Here is a 13,906-nt window from a genome sequence, read left to right on the forward strand (position 1 = left end):
TCGAAACCAGAGGGACAAAACTAATGCAATCGATACAAAACCAGCGTGGGCTGAGCCTTCTCGGCTTCATCATGATTCTCGTCCTGGTTCTGTTTTTTACCTATATCGGCATCAAGCTGGTACCCGTCTATCTCAATCACTTCTCGGTGATGAGCGAAGTCAAGGCCGTGGCCTCCGAGCCGGGGTCGGCCAACAAGCCGCCCAACACGATTCGCCGCGAACTGATCCGACGGTTGAACGTCAGCTATGTGGAACACGTAGAGCCGCAGCATATCGCCATCGAGCGCGGTGATGAGATCCGGCTTGTCGTGAAGTACGATGTCGAGCAGCACCTCATCGGCAACATTGATGCCATCATCCGTTTCGACAGTGCCGAAGCCCTTCGGAACTGAGCGCCGTGATCGGATTCCCGGTATCGACTACCGGTTCGGTGATGCGAGCCTGCTTGAACAGGCGCTCACCCACCGCAGTTTCGGCCCGCGTCACTACGAACGCCTGGAGTTTCTCGGCGACAGCCTTTTGAGCATGGTGGTCGCCGAACAGCTGTTCCACGAGCGGCCCCATGCTGCCGAAGGTGACCTGAGCCGGCTTCGATCCCGTCTGGTGCGAGACGTCACCCTGGCCCGGCTGGCCGTCGAACTGAACCTGGGGGATTACCTCCGTTTGGGTGCCGGTGAGCTCAAAAGCGGCGGGTTCCTGCGCGAGTCAATCCTGGCCGACGTCGTCGAGGCGATTATCGGGGCGATCTATCTTGACGGTGGATTCTCCGAGGCCAGACGCGTGATCCGTGAGTTGCTTTCCGCCCGGCTCGCCGCCCTGCCGGATGCCGACAGCCTCAAGGATCCCAAGACGCGGCTGCAGGAACTGCTGCAGGGAAGGGGTTACGAACTGCCGGAATACAGCGTGATTTCCGAGTCCGGGGCCGACCACGCCAAGCGTTTCGAGGTGGAATGCCGGGCCGGTTCACTGGTGGCGCCCGTTCGCGCCGAGGCCGGCAGTCGTCGCAAGGCGGAGCAGGCCGCTGCCCGCTTGATGCATGACAGGCTCCAGGTCCTGTTCGAGTCGGGTGGGAGCAATTCCTCCACGAGCCGGGCCGGGAGCCAGAACTCATGACTTCACTACACAGTGGCTACGTTGCCCTGCTGGGCCGGCCCAATGTCGGCAAGTCGACCCTGATCAATGCCCTGGTGGGCGAACGGGTCGCCATTGTCACGCACAAGCCTCAGACGACCCGGCATCGAATCACGGGCATCGTCACCCGTAAGCGGGGGCAGGCGGTGTTCGTCGATACGCCGGGCCTGCATCGCCGGCGCGATCACGCACTCAATCGCCGGCTCAACCGGATTGCCGCCGATACCCGCCAGGGCGTTGACCTGGTGGTCATGATGGTGGATGCCACACGATTTACCGACGAGGACCGGCTGGTGCTGGAGATGATCGGGCAGCTCGATACCCCCAGGATCCTCGCCTTCAACAAGATCGACCTGCTCGATGACCGCACGAAGCTGCTCGAGAAGACCGCGGAACTGAGCTCGGAAGTCGATTTCGACGCCGTCGTCTACCTCTCGGCGGAGAAGTCGAAGGGTCTCGACGACCTGCTGGACGAAGTCTTCCGCCACCTGCCCGAAGCCGAGCCCGTATTCGACCCTGACCTGTTTACCGACAAGTCCGAACGTTTCCTGGCCGCCGAACTCATCCGTGAGCAGCTCATGCTGCAACTGCACCAGGAGATTCCCTACGGCGTGACGGTCGTCGTCGAACGATTCGAGCGCACGCCAAGGCGAATCGAGATCGACGCATTGATTCTGGTCGCCAGTAACCGCCACAAGGGAATGGTCATCGGCAAGGCGGGCCAGGTGCTCAAGCGCGTCGGCACCCGCGCGCGTCATCGCATTGCCGAGATGTTCGAAGAGCGGGTTCATCTCGAATTACACGTCAAGACCCGCGAAGACTGGATGGATGACGATGCTGCGCTCGACGAGCTTGGCTACAGCCGCAACTGAGGAAGCTCTGAATTGATCAGAGGTTCACCGGTATGAACCGCATCGAGGAGCAACCGGGCTGGGTCATTCATCGCAGGCCCTGGCGCGAGTCGAGCCTTTTGATCGAATTTTTCGCCCGAGAATACGGGCGTGTCGGCCTGGTCGCCAAGGGCGCTCGCTCGGCTCGCTCGGTCTGGCGCGGTCTGGCCGAACCGTTCGTGCCACTGGCGGCCTCATGGTCGAGGCGTGGCGAGATGGGGACGCTGACGTCGCTGGATTCGACCGGGCCGAGCTTCCGATTGACGGGCCGGGCACTTTGGTGCGGCCTGTATGTCAACGAACTGCTGTTGCGTTTGCTCGAGCGCGATGACCCGCATCCTCGGGTTTTCGATGCCTGTAGTTCGGTGCTTGCCGGGCTTGGGTCCGGCGAAGTGCCCCAGTCCCTGCTGCTGCGTCGCTTCGAACTGGCCCTGCTGCGAGGGATGGGCGTTGCGCCGGATTTTGGCTGGGATGCGGCGGGAGAAGTCATCGCGACCGACGGGTTGTATCATCTGCAACCCGAGTCCGGTTTCGTGCCCGCCGACCGGGCTGGGCCAGGCGTTTTCAGCGGTGCCGCCATCCACGCGCTGGAGGCGGGCACCACGGAAGATCGCGAGACCGCTCGCGAGATGCGCGAGTTGATGCGCCAGCTGATCGATCATCAACTGGCCGGTCGTGAGCTGGCCTCGAGGCGCCTGCTGACCGGTGCCGCGAAGGGAAGGACAGGAGGAATGGAGTCATGAGTCAGACATTGTTGGGCGTCAATATCGACCATGTCGCGACCCTGCGGCAGGCAAGGCGCGGGCACCATCCGTCGGTGGTGCAGGCCGCGCTCGTGGCCGAGCAGGCCGGCGCCGATGCCATCACCATCCACTTGCGTGAGGACCGCCGGCATATCCAGGACGAGGATGTCCGCCTGCTTTCGGAAACGATCGGCACGCGCATGAATCTGGAACTGGCCGTTACCGACGAGATGGTCGGCATTGCCGAGCGCCTGTGCCCGAGCGATGTCTGTTTCGTGCCTGAACGGCGCGAGGAGCTCACTACCGAGGGCGGCCTGGACGTCGGCGCCAGTCGCGATCGCATCACCCAGGCTTGTGAGCGCCTGGCGGCGGCGGGTATTCGCGTCAGCCTGTTCATCGACCCCGAGCCGGAGCAGCTCGAGCTGGCCGTGTCCGTCGGTGCGCCGGTGGTCGAACTCCACACCGGTGCCTATGCCGAGGCCCGGGGGCGGGCGGTGGCGGAAGAACTGGCCCGCTTGCGCCAGGCTGTTGAGATCGGTCGCCGCCTGGGCCTGGTGGTCAACGCCGGCCACGGGCTCGATTACCACAATGTCCGATCCGTGGCGGCCGTCGACGGCATCGCCGAATTCAACATCGGCCACGCGATCGTCTCCCGCGCTGTTTTCAGCGGCCTGGATGAAGCGGTTCGGGAAATGCGCCGGCTGATCGCCGAGGCATGAGATCAGACGTGTCGCAATGCCTGCCGGGTGGCGTGGGCGATACGCAGGAAATTGAGGTAAGCGATGCCCGGTGAGCTGTCCAGTCCGGACAGCAGGCGCTGGCGAAGCATTCGGCAGGCCTGGGTCATGCGCGTGGCGCCGGCGTAGCCGCCCGCACCGGCCCATTGATGCAACAGTTCGGCGGCGTCGTCATAGTTTCTGTTGGCCATCATGCGGTCGAGTTCCGGCAGTTTCTCGTCGAGTTCGCTCGATAGCATGTCCTGTAGCCGGCCGGCGAGCGCTTCTTCGCCGTTGGCGGCAGCCAGGGCGCGGGTGCGGTCGATGAGCTGAGTGGGCGCGGTCGGTTGTTCCTGCGGCTTGCGGCGGGCTCCCGGATTGAACAGCGCCTCGACAGCTTCGATCAGGTCGGGGATGCTGATCGGCTTGTTGAGATAATCGTCGAAGCCGGCTTCGAGCAGCCTGAGCCGCTCTTCGGGCCGTGCGTCGGCGGTCAAGGCAACCATCTGAGCGTGCGCCGAGCGCCCGTCGAGATGGCGTATCCTGTTGGCTGTTGCCAGTCCGTCCAGGCGCGGCATGTGCAAATCCATGAGAATCACGTCGAAATCCTCGCGCTCGCACAGCTTGATCGCACTGGGGCCGTCCTCGGCCAGTTCGACGCGTGAGGCCACACGGCTCAGCCCGGTTCCGAGAAATTCGCGATTGATGCGGTGGTCGTCGACAACCAGCACCTTGAGCGAATCGATCGAGTAGCGTGATGCTTCCTTCATGGCCATCATCTTACCCGAGCCTTTTGACGGGAAAAACCGCCATCATTCTCATCGGTCTGACGCTGCAGGTTGCCGGCGTTCAGGCTGAAAACCGGCTCTTGCTGGAGTCGGCGGCCGGTCGCGCCGGTCCGGTCAGCTGGCAGTCAGCGACCCTTTCGATGATGCCCTCCGAAGATCCGGAGGCCGGCTCGAGCTGGCGCATGGATATCGATGGGCTGGCTATCGCGGGCCGGGAAGGCTCGTTGAGCGTGGATTGCTCCCGCGGCGGTTTGCAGAGCGCGCGGCCATGGTGTGCATCGGGTCGGCTCGAGTGGCGGGAGGCTGGCGAAGGTGCCCGGCTTTCCGGCCGCCTGAGCCGGCCGGAAAACGGAAAAGGCATCGCATTCGAACTCGACGATGGCGGCCTTTCCGGTCGGTTCGAATGGCCGTCTGACGGGGACGACGGCCTGCCGCGTGGAATGATTCGATTCGACGGTTTCGATCTGGCCACCTTGCCGGTGGGCCTGCTCCAGCCGCTTGGCCTGAGCGTTCTGGAGGGGCGACTGAAAGGGATTGCCGAACTCTCTGGACGGGGGGTGACACTCGATCTCGATATCGTCGAGGCAGGCTTTGACCGCGCCGACGGACGCGTTGCCGGCGCCGGACTTTCGCTTGGCCTGAGCGGGGAGCTGACCGGCCTGACGGCCGGGGAACCGCTCGCGTTTTCCGCGCAGCTGTCTCAAAGCGCTGGCGAGCTACTGGCCGGCCCGATTTACCTGCCGCCTCCCGAGCGTCCGCTCAAGCTTGATTTGGCGGGCGCATTCAAACCGGGAGAGAAACTCAGCGTCGATGCGCTCATGATCGACGACGGTGGTCTCCTCGAGGCCGAAGGTCGGCTGGCTTTCGAAGTCGCAGAGGGCGGCTGGCGACTGGCCGAGCTCGGTATCGACCGGGCCCGGGTCGAGTTCCCCGGCGCCTGGCAACGATGGGCAGACGGGCCGGCTTCGACCAGCGGCGTGCCCGACCTGGCTACCGAAGGCGAGTTGAGCGCGTCGCTGCTGTGGCGATCGGGGGGGGTCGAATCATTGGAGGTGCGGCTGGACGGATTCAGCGCTCGCGATGCTGCGGGGCGGTTCGCCGTCGATTCCGTGAACGGCCGCCTGGAGCGTTCGGCGGAACGACTGCAGGCCGATCTGGCCTGGAATGGATTCGAATTGTTCCGCCTGGCGTTCGGGGGCTCCCGGCTGACGGCCGGTGGCGCGCCCGGGGATTGGCGGCTGACCCGGCCCCTGAGGCTGCCACTGCTCGATGGTGCCGTCGTTGTCGACCGGTTGAATGTGGGAGTCGATGATGCGGGGGCACGCTCGGTCACGCTGGATGCCAGTATCGAGCCGCTTGATCTGGCGGCTCTGACGGATATGCTCGGCCTGCCGAGCTTTGGCGGGCGATTGTCCGGCAGCTTCCCCGGTGTGCGCGTCAGCGGCGAGACGCTCGTTTTTGACGGGGGTATCGATGTCAGGGCGTTTTCAGGGGCCATCCGAATGAGCGACCTGGTCGTCGAGCGCCCCTTCGGCACGCTGCCTGCGCTCGCTGCCCAGGTGGAAATTGACCGGCTCGACCTGGAAGAGTTGACCGGCGCCTTCAACTTCGGCCATATGGAAGGCGAGGTGTCGGGCTGGATGCGTGGCCTGCGACTGCTCGACTGGCAGCCGGTGGCGATGGATGCACGCCTTTACACGCATGAAGACGTCTCGAGCCGACGCATCAGCCAGCGTGCCGTCGAGAATCTCTCCCGAATCGGCGGCGGCGCGGCGGCCATCGGCGCGACCGTGCTGCGCATGTTCGAGGAGTTTCCGTATCGGCGCGCCGGACTGGCCTGCCGACTGGATCGCAATATCTGCCATATCGACGGCGTGGCCCCGCACGAGTCGGGCGGTTTCTACATCGTCGAGGGTCGTGGCCTGCCGCATCTCGACGTGGTCGGTCACCGCCGCCTGGTCGACTGGCCGCGTCTGGTCGCGCAACTGGTGGCGGTCACCAGCGGCTGAGGCTGGAAGGAGGAGCCAAGGGGGAGTGTCAGCGGATGGCTTGTGACGCCGGTCGATAAGGTTTGCTGGTTGGCTCGTTAGCTTGTTGGCTGGTTCGGCATCCGCGAACTTTGCGGGGCGGCTTCGCTGCGAGACCGGCCGTCATGCATCGAACGCCGTCTGCTGTCTGATTGTTACGCACCTGGCGCGGCTTGGCCGCCCTTCACCGCCCGGACACAGCCGAACCAGCCAACCAGCAATCGATCCGGTATGTCGGGTTTCCCACCGCGGGCACCTCCCAGCGGAAGTCCGAGTTCAACGAACCTGCCTGACCTGGACCTTCCGGATGCGTTTGTCGACCATGTCGACGATGGTGAAGATGTGGCGGCCGATGCGCAGGCTGGTGCGGCCGTCGGGAAGGGATTCAAGATGCTCGAGGATGAGGCCGTTCAGTGTTCGGGCTCCGGTGAGGGGCAGGTCCCAGTCGAAGCGCCGGTTGAGCATGCGCACGGTGGCACCGCCGTCGATGATCCAGTCACCGTTCTCGAGCTTGCGCAACATGCGCCGTCGATTGCGGCGCTCGCTGGTGAACTCGCCCACGATTTCCTCGAGGATATCGTCGAGCGTGATCAGACCCTGGATATCGCCGTACTCGTCGACCACCAGGCCCAGACGCCGTTCGCGGGTCTGGAATTCGAGCAATTGCTGCGTCAGCGGCGTGCCTTCGGGGACGAAATAGGGTGACCGGATGGCCTTCTCGAGCGTATCGCGCTTCAAGAGGCCCTGCGTGAGCCCCGGCAGCACGGAACGGATGTGGAGCACGCCGATCGTGTTCTCGAGGTCGCCGCGCCACACCGGCAGGCGTGTGTAGATACTGGTCTCGAGTGTTTGCAGGATTTCGTCCCAGTCGGCCTGTAGATCGATGCCGACGATGTCCTGGCGCGGCACCATCACGTCGTCGACGGAGCCGTGCTCGAGGTCGAGGATATTGATCAGCATCTGACGATGGTCAAGGGAAATGTGTCGCCCGCCTTCCTTGACCAGAGTACGTAGTTCCTCCCGGCTGATGGAGTCCTGGGAGCTGATTTTGTGAGCGCCGAAGGGTCGCAGCAGGGTGGCCGCCAGCAGGTTGACGAGCCAGACCGCCGGGTAGAGCAGCCTGAGCAATGGAACCAGCACGTAGCTTGCCGGGTAAGCGATGCGCTCGGGCTTGATGGCGGCCAGGGTCTTGGGCGCGACTTCCGCGAAGACCAGGATCACCGCGGTCAGCACCAGCGTGGATACCCAGATCCCCGACTCGCCCAGCATCCGGATGGCGATGACGGTTGCCACAGAAGCCGCGAAGATGTTGACCATGTTGTTGCCGAGCAGGATGATGCCGAACATCCGGTCGGGCTTGGCCAGCAGGCGCTGCGCCAGGCGTGCCCCGCGGTGGCCGCTGTTGGCGTGGTGGCGCATGCGGTAGCGGTTGAGCGCCACCAATCCCGTCTCGGAGCTGGAGAAAAAGGCCGACAGCACGATCAGGACAGCCAGCAGGATGAAGAGTCCGTAAAGAGGAGCGTCGCTCATGTCACCTCAGGCATCCGTAGCCGGTTGCCAGCTACGGTCGAGCAACACTTCGAGCACCAGCTTGCTGCCGAAGTAGGCCAGGGCCAGGACCGCCATGGCGATCAGGGTCCAGCGCACTGCGCGGCGCCCTCGCCAGCCCAGGCGCCAGCGACCGAGCAGCAGAAAGCCGAACAGCAGCCAGGAAATGATCGACAGGGCACTCTTGTGAACCAGATGCTGGGCGAACAGATTATCGATGAAGAGCGTGCCGGAGGCGAGGCTGAGCGTGAGCAGGACCCAGCCTCCCAGAATCAGCCGGAACATGATGGTTTCGATGACGGCCAGCGGCGGCAGGAATTCCAGGCGACGGACCAGCCGCGGATGGCGCAGCGCATAGTCCTGGGCGGCGAGCATCAGCGCGTTGATTGCGGCGATGCTCAAAAGACTGTAGGCCATCAGGGAACTGACGATGTGCATTCGGGCGGTGGCGGACAGATCGCCCAGAATCAGCGGCTCGATCGGCACCAGCCACTGCAGTGCGACGCACAGCGCCGCGCCGGGCAGGGCGATGATGCAGGCTTCGCTCGAACGGGTCGCGGCCGCCGCGATGACCAGCGTGCTCATGACGAGCAACGCGGAAAGCGACAGCATGTTGATGAAATTCGCGTCCCAGCCGGCTGGCGCATCCATGGCATGCGACAGGGCAAGGCCGTGCAGTATGATCCCGAGCGCCGAGAAAAACAGTCCGGAGTTCCGGAATGGCCGCCTGTCGCGCAGTTCGGCCCATACCAGGTCGCCCAGGGCGCCCAGATAGATGGCGATCGGCATCAGGTGAAACAGAATGTTCTTGTCCAAGTGATGAGCGACTGCGGAAGACTTGGGCCCAGTATAATGTCTTGATACCGATTCGTAAGACGCATTCTCATGTTCGACCAGCTCAGCAATCGACTTTCCGGTTCACTGGAGCGGCTCAGGAGCCGCGGAAGGTTGACCGAGGACAATATTCGCGAATCCCTGCGCGAAGTTCGCGTCGCCCTGCTAGAGGCCGACGTCGCGCTGCCCGTGGTCAAGGACTTCATCGCCCGTGTCAGCGACCGGGCGGTGGGGCAGGAGGTGACCAAGAGCCTCAAACCCGGCCAGGCGCTGATCAAGGTCGTGCACGAGGAGCTCAAGCATGTCCTGGGCGACGAACAGGCTCGGCTGGACCTGGATCGACAGGCGCCGGTGGTCATCCTGCTGGCCGGGCTGCAGGGCGCGGGCAAGACCACGACCGCGGGCAAGCTCGCCAAGCACATCCAGGACCGCGAAAAGAAGAAGGTCATGCTGGCCAGTTGTGACGTCTACCGTCCGGCGGCCATCGACCAGCTCGAAACCCTGGCCGGCCAGGTCGAAGCCGGCTTCTTCCGTTCCGAGGAGGCCGCCGACCCCGTACGTATCGCCGAAGACGCCGTCGGCCAGGCGCGCAGGCAGTTCGCCGACGTACTGATTCTCGATACCGCCGGCCGCCTGGCGGTCGACGGGGCGATGATGGACGAGATTCGCCGCGTGCATGCTGCCGTCGATCCGGCCGAAGTGCTGTTCGTGGTGGACGCCATGACCGGTCAGGACGCGGCCAACACAGCGAAAGCGTTTCACGAGGCGCTGCCGCTATCGGGCGTGGTGCTGACCAAGACCGACGGCGACGCCCGCGGCGGTGCGGCGCTGTCGGTACGCCATATCACCGGTGCGCCGATCAAGTTCCTCGGCACGGGTGAGAAGATCGACGGGCTCGAGCCGTTCCATCCCGACCGCCTGGCCTCGCGCATTCTGGGGATGGGTGACGTGCTCAGCCTGGTCGAGGAAGTCGAGCGCAAGGTCGACCAGAAACAGGCGAAAAGGCTGGCCGGCAAGGTCGGCAAGGGCAGCCGGCGATTCGGCCTGGACGATTTCCGCGACCAGTTGCTGCAGATGGACCAGCTCGGTGGCATGGGCGCGCTCATGGACAAGCTGCCCGGCATGGGCAACCTGCCCGACGCCGTCAAGTCGCAGGTCGACGACAAGCAGACACGGCGCATGGTGGCCATCATCAACTCGATGACGCCCAAGGAACGACGCTTCCCCGACATCATCAAGGGCTCGCGCAAGCGCCGCATTGCCACGGGGTCGGGGCTGCAGATCCAGGACGTCAATCGCCTGCTCAAGCAGCACAAGCAAATGCAGAAGATGATGAAGAAGGTCGGCAGCAAGGGCGCGATGGCCAAGATGATGAAGCGCCTGCCGGGCGGAATGCCCGGTGGTGGGGGCGGGATGCCGTTTTAGGCGGGCGACATTGGCCCTTCCCAACCGGAGACGAATCCGCTAAAATTGCGGGTTTGCCGAATTCAGCAATTGCAAGCGCCGGAACCGGATCGGGTTCCGGGGCGATCCAGGAGAGAACATGGTCAAGATTCGCATGAGCCGGGGCGGCGCCAAGAAGACGCCCTTCTACCATATCGTCGTCACCGACAGTCGTAACGCCCGCGACGGCCGCAATATCGAGCGGCTCGGGTTCTTCAACCCGGTCGCGCGCGGTCAGAACGAGCGTCTGCGTCTCGATGTCGAGCGTGTCGACTACTGGCTGGGCCAGGGTGCGCAGATTTCCGAGCGCGTTCGCGATCTGGCCAACGAAGCACGCCGGGCCCAGTCGGCGGCCTGAACCGATGCGGTCGGAAGAATCGGTCGTCGTCGGCCGATTCAACGGCGCATGGGGCGTTCGCGGCTGGGTCAAGGTGTGGTCCGAAACCCGCCCGCCGATCGCCATCTTTGAATATCAGCCGTGGCAGGTTGGCGACTGCGGCGAATCCATCGAAGTTGAGCAATGGCGACAGTCGGGTCCCCGGCTGGTGGTCAAGCTGGGCGGTGTCGACACGCCTGAGCAGGCGGAGGCGCTCGGTCGGCAGGTCATCCGTGTCGCCCGCTCGACGCTGCCCGAGCCGGAGCCCGGCGAATACTACTGGCATGATCTGATCGGCCTCGAGGTCATCAACCTCGAGGGCCACGTCTACGGGCGGGTGGCAAAAATGCAGGAAACGGGCGCCCACGACGTCCTCGAGATCCACGGCGAGGACGGCACTGTCCTGATTCCCTTCGTGACGGACGAATTCGTGCGCGAGGTCGACATCGAAGGCGGCCGGATCACGGTCGACTGGCCGCTCGACTGGCTCGAGCCCGAGTGAGTATATGCTTTCGCGTATCGATGTCATCACGCTGTTTCCCGACTGGATCGACTCGCTCAAGCAGCTCGGCCTGACCGGGCGGGCGATTGCCGACGGCAGGGTCGAGCTGCGCTGCTGGAATCCGCGTGATTACGCCGAAGGGGTTCACCGCAGCGTCGACGATCGGCCCTACGGCGGCGGGCCCGGCATGGTGATGCGGCCTGAGCCGTTGGCACAGTCCATCGAGGCGGCGCGGGGCGATGATGCCGACGTGCGCGTCGGCTGCCTCAGCCCGCAGGGCCGGCCCCTGGATCAGGCGGCCGTGCAGGAACTGGCCGAGCGAGAGCGCCTGATTCTGGTTTGCGGGCGCTACGAAGGGATTGACGAGCGCGTGATGGAAGCAATGGTCGACGAGGAGTGGTCGATCGGCGATTTCGTGCTCTCCGGCGGTGAGCCGGCCGCGGCGGTGATGATCGACGCGGTCGTGCGCCTGCTCCCGGGGGTGCTCGGTCACGAGCTCTCGGCCGAGCAGGATTCGTTTTCCGACGGGCTGCTGGACTGCCCGCACTACACGCGTCCCGAGACGTGGCGAGGGCATGCCGTTCCCGAGATTCTGCTCAGCGGCGATCATGCCCGCATCGAGCGCTGGCGGCGTGCCCGGGCCATCGAGCGGACGCGCCGCCGCCGGCCGGATCTGCTCGGCAAGCGTGAAATCGACGCCGACGACGAGAAAATCCTGGCGGAATTTTCCGGCGCTGGGCGAGACAAAGCCTGAGAAACCGGTTACAATTACCGGCTTGTCTGCCCCAGGGTCGGGGCATCAACGCGCCCTCAGTCAACGCGTAAAATTTAGGAACAGGCAGTCATGAGCAATATCATCGACGAAATCAACAACGAACAGACCGAGCGCGAGATCCCCGATTTCGCCGCCGGCGACACGATCGTGGTCAATCTCTGGGTTCGTGAAGGCGACCGCGAGCGCGTGCAGGCCTTCGAAGGCGTGTGCATTGCCAAGCGCAACCGCGGTGTCAATTCCGCTTTCACAGTGCGCAAGGTGTCTCACGGCACCGGCGTGGAGCGTGTTTTCCAGACCTACAGCCCGCTGATCGAATCGATCAAGGTCAAGCGCAAGGGCAAGGTGCGCCGCGCCAAGCTGTTTTATCTGCGCGATCTGGAAGGCAAGGCTGCCCGGATCAAGGAAAAGCTTTCGAGCTCGGGTCGCAGGCGCGCCAGCGCCTGAAGCGGACAACGCTTCGAACAGAAAAAAGGCCAGCCGGGCGGCTGGCCTTTTTTGTGGCTGGGGCTGACGGGTGGGAGCTTCGGTTAAGGATGGTCGCAAGGCAGGCTGCTTTCTGGCACTAGCTCGACACTGAAAATTCCAAATCCGAAGCACCAAGTACCAAACAAATTCGAATGACCGAAATTCGAATGTTCCAAACGTCGCAACTTTTGCCGTTCGGGGGCTAGCCGGCCTTGGCCTCGGAAGTTGGCTGTACCTTCTTTTCTTCTACTGGCTCGGGCTTTGCTGTCTTCTTGGGATTGTCCCCGGGGTGTGGCGTGGCTCGGGCCTGTGTTTCGCGGACTCGGCTATTGCCGTTGAACAGGGCGCCCGGTTCGATTACCAGCTCGGCCACCGTGACATCGCCCTCGACCCGGCCGCCGGCCACGATTTCCAGCCTTCTGGCATCGATGTTGCCCTCAAAGCGTCCGCTGATGAGGACGTGCTCGGCCTGTAGCTCGCCTTTGAACTGGCCTTCCTGTCCGATGGCAACTTCCGCCTCGGACTGAACGTTTCCCTGGATTTGTCCGTCAACGTGCAGGTTGTCGCTCAGGGCGAGGTCGCCGACAAGCTTTGAACCTGCTGCAATGACGGTCGTTCCGGCGTGTTGGCTGCCGTCCGGACGACCTCGGTTAATGATTCCCATTGAACGCGATCCTCTTCGCTGAAAAGCACATCGTATTCCTCCAGCGACCAGCGCAGGAAGGGTGAAGGGTCGAGGCGGCGCTGCAGGTAGCGAACCTCATAGTGCAGGTGCGGCGCGGCCGACTGGCCGGTGTTGCCGGAATAACCGAGCAGGTCGCCGCGCTTGACGTAGCTGCCCGAGTCGATCTCGATGTCGTCGAGATGGCCGTAGATGGTAGAGAAACCGTAGTTGTGGACCAGCTTGACCATCTTGCCCAGGCCGGAACTCTGGTGAACGGCGGCCCATTCGACCACGCCGTCGGCGGTGGCATAGATGGGGGTTCCGCGCTTGGCGCGCAGGTCCACGCCGCCGTGCAGGGCCTCGCGGTCGTGGATGGGATGCTGGCGCATGCCGAAGTTGCTGGTCACGCGCCCGGACTGCACCGGGAAGCCGCTGGGGATCGAGCGCAGCATCAGCCGCTTTTCGAAAGCAGTCTGCGCGGCGGTGTCGATTCTCCGGGCCAGCGGACGCTCGTCTGAGGACTCCAGGCCCACCAGGGTTTCGATGCGCTGCACCTCGGTGCCGAGAACGGCCAGTTCGCGGCTGCGTTGCCGGACTTCCCGCTCCAGCTCCCGTCGCTGACCGGCCAGGCGATCCTTGTCGGCCCGAATGCTTTCCTTTTCGGCAGCCAGTTCGGCGACCTGGCCGTTGAGCGAGCCGACCTTGTTCGACAGCAGCAGAATGCTGGCCGCACCGACGACCATGACAACGGCAAGGCCGATGGCCGCTCCGGCAATGACGCGTCGAACCAGCTGGTCGAGGGTGAAGTGGCGCGAGCCCCGGTAGTCCGTGACGGTGATGTAATAGCTTTGCCGCATGTGCTGGTTTTGGCTTCTTGTTGTCGTAAGGTCCCGATTCGGGCCGAATTTGTGACCGAGCGGGGCGCCAATTATGCGAGGGCTGCCGCTCGGTTGCAAACGCGGACAGGGTTGCGGGTTAGAATTCCGGGCATTCCTGCCCATCAT

At 64.0% G+C, this 13,906-nt stretch carries 16 protein-coding genes; 11 read left to right on the plus strand and 5 right to left on the minus strand.

The features are described 5' to 3' along the window. Nucleotides 1–23 precede the first annotated feature (23 nt). From ACDC66_RS09365 to pdxJ, 5 genes are read left to right on the plus strand one after another with little or no spacing between them, the layout of a single operon-like run. Nucleotides 24–392: a DUF4845 domain-containing protein gene (locus ACDC66_RS09365; RefSeq protein ID WP_376696444.1), complete on the plus strand. Its 369-nt coding sequence runs from the start codon at nucleotides 24–26 to the stop codon at nucleotides 390–392. Then, on the plus strand, nucleotides 349–1,113 hold the full coding sequence (gene rnc, locus ACDC66_RS09370) for a ribonuclease III (protein WP_376696445.1): 765 nt from the start codon (nucleotides 349–351) through the stop codon (nucleotides 1,111–1,113). Before ACDC66_RS09365 ends, rnc begins: the two co-directional genes overlap by 44 nt. Then, complete coding sequence (gene era, locus ACDC66_RS09375; RefSeq protein WP_376696446.1) at nucleotides 1,110–2,003, plus strand: GTPase Era; 894 nt, start codon at nucleotides 1,110–1,112, stop codon at nucleotides 2,001–2,003. The genes rnc and era overlap by 4 nt, the downstream gene beginning before the upstream one ends. Nucleotides 2,004–2,035: 32 nt before the next feature. Then, entirely contained in the window at nucleotides 2,036–2,764 is a 729-nt protein-coding gene (recO, locus tag ACDC66_RS09380; protein WP_376696447.1) for a DNA repair protein RecO, read from the plus strand. Next, on the plus strand, nucleotides 2,761–3,483 hold the full coding sequence (gene pdxJ, locus ACDC66_RS09385; RefSeq protein ID WP_376696448.1) for a pyridoxine 5'-phosphate synthase: 723 nt from the start codon (nucleotides 2,761–2,763) through the stop codon (nucleotides 3,481–3,483). The genes recO and pdxJ overlap by 4 nt, the downstream gene beginning before the upstream one ends. Nucleotides 3,484–3,485: 2 nt before the next feature. Here the strand turns inward: pdxJ and ACDC66_RS09390 are convergent, their stop codons facing one another. Then, nucleotides 3,486–4,250 carry a response regulator gene (locus ACDC66_RS09390; RefSeq protein ID WP_376696449.1) on the minus strand — a complete coding sequence of 255 codons (765 nt, stop codon included), beginning with the start codon at nucleotides 4,248–4,250 and terminating at the stop codon, nucleotides 3,486–3,488. Nucleotides 4,251–4,273: 23 nt separating this feature from the next. On the opposite strand from ACDC66_RS09390, the gene ACDC66_RS09395 reads away from it, so the two are divergent. Beyond that, on the plus strand, nucleotides 4,274–6,277 hold the full coding sequence (locus ACDC66_RS09395) for a translocation/assembly module TamB domain-containing protein (RefSeq protein ID WP_376696450.1): 2,004 nt from the start codon (nucleotides 4,274–4,276) through the stop codon (nucleotides 6,275–6,277). A gap of 294 nt (nucleotides 6,278–6,571) precedes the next feature. Here the strand turns inward: ACDC66_RS09395 and ACDC66_RS09400 are convergent, their stop codons facing one another. Both ACDC66_RS09400 and ACDC66_RS09405 read right to left on the minus strand, forming a co-directional pair. Next, on the minus strand, nucleotides 6,572–7,825 hold the full coding sequence (locus ACDC66_RS09400) for an HlyC/CorC family transporter (protein ID WP_376696451.1): 1,254 nt from the start codon (nucleotides 7,823–7,825) through the stop codon (nucleotides 6,572–6,574). A gap of 6 nt (nucleotides 7,826–7,831) precedes the next feature. Beyond that, on the minus strand, nucleotides 7,832–8,659 hold the full coding sequence (locus ACDC66_RS09405; protein WP_376696452.1) for a cytochrome C assembly family protein: 828 nt from the start codon (nucleotides 8,657–8,659) through the stop codon (nucleotides 7,832–7,834). Between the two features lie 69 nt (nucleotides 8,660–8,728). On the opposite strand from ACDC66_RS09405, the gene ffh reads away from it, so the two are divergent. The 5 genes from ffh (at nucleotide 8,729) to rplS (ending at nucleotide 12,217) form a co-directional block, all read left to right on the plus strand. After that, on the plus strand, nucleotides 8,729–10,102 hold the full coding sequence (ffh, locus tag ACDC66_RS09410) for a signal recognition particle protein (RefSeq protein ID WP_376696453.1): 1,374 nt from the start codon (nucleotides 8,729–8,731) through the stop codon (nucleotides 10,100–10,102). A 118-nt stretch (nucleotides 10,103–10,220) separates the two neighbouring features. Then, nucleotides 10,221–10,478: a 30S ribosomal protein S16 gene (gene rpsP / locus ACDC66_RS09415; RefSeq protein ID WP_376696454.1), complete on the plus strand. Its 258-nt coding sequence runs from the start codon at nucleotides 10,221–10,223 to the stop codon at nucleotides 10,476–10,478. Nucleotides 10,479–10,482: 4 nt separating this feature from the next. Then, nucleotides 10,483–10,998, plus strand: a complete 516-nt coding sequence (gene rimM, locus ACDC66_RS09420; protein WP_376696455.1) for a ribosome maturation factor RimM — start codon at nucleotides 10,483–10,485, stop codon at nucleotides 10,996–10,998. A 4-nt stretch (nucleotides 10,999–11,002) separates the two neighbouring features. After that, nucleotides 11,003–11,752 (plus strand): tRNA (guanosine(37)-N1)-methyltransferase TrmD, encoded by a 750-nt coding sequence (trmD, locus tag ACDC66_RS09425; RefSeq protein ID WP_376696456.1) that lies wholly within the window; start codon nucleotides 11,003–11,005, stop codon nucleotides 11,750–11,752. Between the two features lie 90 nt (nucleotides 11,753–11,842). Further along, a complete protein-coding gene (gene rplS / locus ACDC66_RS09430) occupies nucleotides 11,843–12,217 on the plus strand; it encodes a 50S ribosomal protein L19 (protein ID WP_376696457.1) in 375 nt (124 codons plus the stop codon). A 223-nt stretch (nucleotides 12,218–12,440) separates the two neighbouring features. Here rplS and ACDC66_RS09435 read toward each other — a convergent pair whose 3' ends face one another. Further along, nucleotides 12,441–12,902 carry a bactofilin family protein gene (locus ACDC66_RS09435; protein WP_376696458.1) on the minus strand — a complete coding sequence of 154 codons (462 nt, stop codon included), beginning with the start codon at nucleotides 12,900–12,902 and terminating at the stop codon, nucleotides 12,441–12,443. Then, nucleotides 12,806–13,759 carry a M23 family metallopeptidase gene (locus tag ACDC66_RS09440; RefSeq protein WP_376696459.1) on the minus strand — a complete coding sequence of 318 codons (954 nt, stop codon included), beginning with the start codon at nucleotides 13,757–13,759 and terminating at the stop codon, nucleotides 12,806–12,808. The genes ACDC66_RS09435 and ACDC66_RS09440 overlap by 97 nt, the downstream gene beginning before the upstream one ends. Nucleotides 13,760–13,906: the final 147 nt, after the last annotated feature.

This window comes from Wenzhouxiangella psychrophila (assembly GCF_042310375.1).
In the GTDB taxonomy this organism is placed as follows: domain Bacteria; phylum Pseudomonadota; class Gammaproteobacteria; order Xanthomonadales; family Wenzhouxiangellaceae; genus Wenzhouxiangella.

Coding starts and splice junctions, on each gene's coding strand:
- ACDC66_RS09365 (WP_376696444.1), top strand. CDS start 24: ATGCAATCGATACAAAACCAGCGTGGGCTGAGCCTTCTCGGCTTCATC.
- rnc (WP_376696445.1), top strand. CDS start 349: ATGCCATCATCCGTTTCGACAGTGCCGAAGCCCTTCGGAACTGAGCGC.
- era (WP_376696446.1), top strand. CDS start 1,110: ATGACTTCACTACACAGTGGCTACGTTGCCCTGCTGGGCCGGCCCAAT.
- recO (WP_376696447.1), top strand. CDS start 2,036: ATGAACCGCATCGAGGAGCAACCGGGCTGGGTCATTCATCGCAGGCCC.
- pdxJ (WP_376696448.1), top strand. CDS start 2,761: ATGAGTCAGACATTGTTGGGCGTCAATATCGACCATGTCGCGACCCTG.
- ACDC66_RS09390 (WP_376696449.1), bottom strand. CDS start 4,250: ATGAAGGAAGCATCACGCTACTCGATCGATTCGCTCAAGGTGCTGGTT.
- ACDC66_RS09400 (WP_376696451.1), bottom strand. CDS start 7,825: ATGAGCGACGCTCCTCTTTACGGACTCTTCATCCTGCTGGCTGTCCTG.
- ffh (WP_376696453.1), top strand. CDS start 8,729: ATGTTCGACCAGCTCAGCAATCGACTTTCCGGTTCACTGGAGCGGCTC.
- rpsP (WP_376696454.1), top strand. CDS start 10,221: ATGGTCAAGATTCGCATGAGCCGGGGCGGCGCCAAGAAGACGCCCTTC.
- rimM (WP_376696455.1), top strand. CDS start 10,483: ATGCGGTCGGAAGAATCGGTCGTCGTCGGCCGATTCAACGGCGCATGG.
- trmD (WP_376696456.1), top strand. CDS start 11,003: ATGCTTTCGCGTATCGATGTCATCACGCTGTTTCCCGACTGGATCGAC.
- rplS (WP_376696457.1), top strand. CDS start 11,843: ATGAGCAATATCATCGACGAAATCAACAACGAACAGACCGAGCGCGAG.
- ACDC66_RS09435 (WP_376696458.1), bottom strand. CDS start 12,902: ATGGGAATCATTAACCGAGGTCGTCCGGACGGCAGCCAACACGCCGGA.
- ACDC66_RS09440 (WP_376696459.1), bottom strand. CDS start 13,759: ATGCGGCAAAGCTATTACATCACCGTCACGGACTACCGGGGCTCGCGC.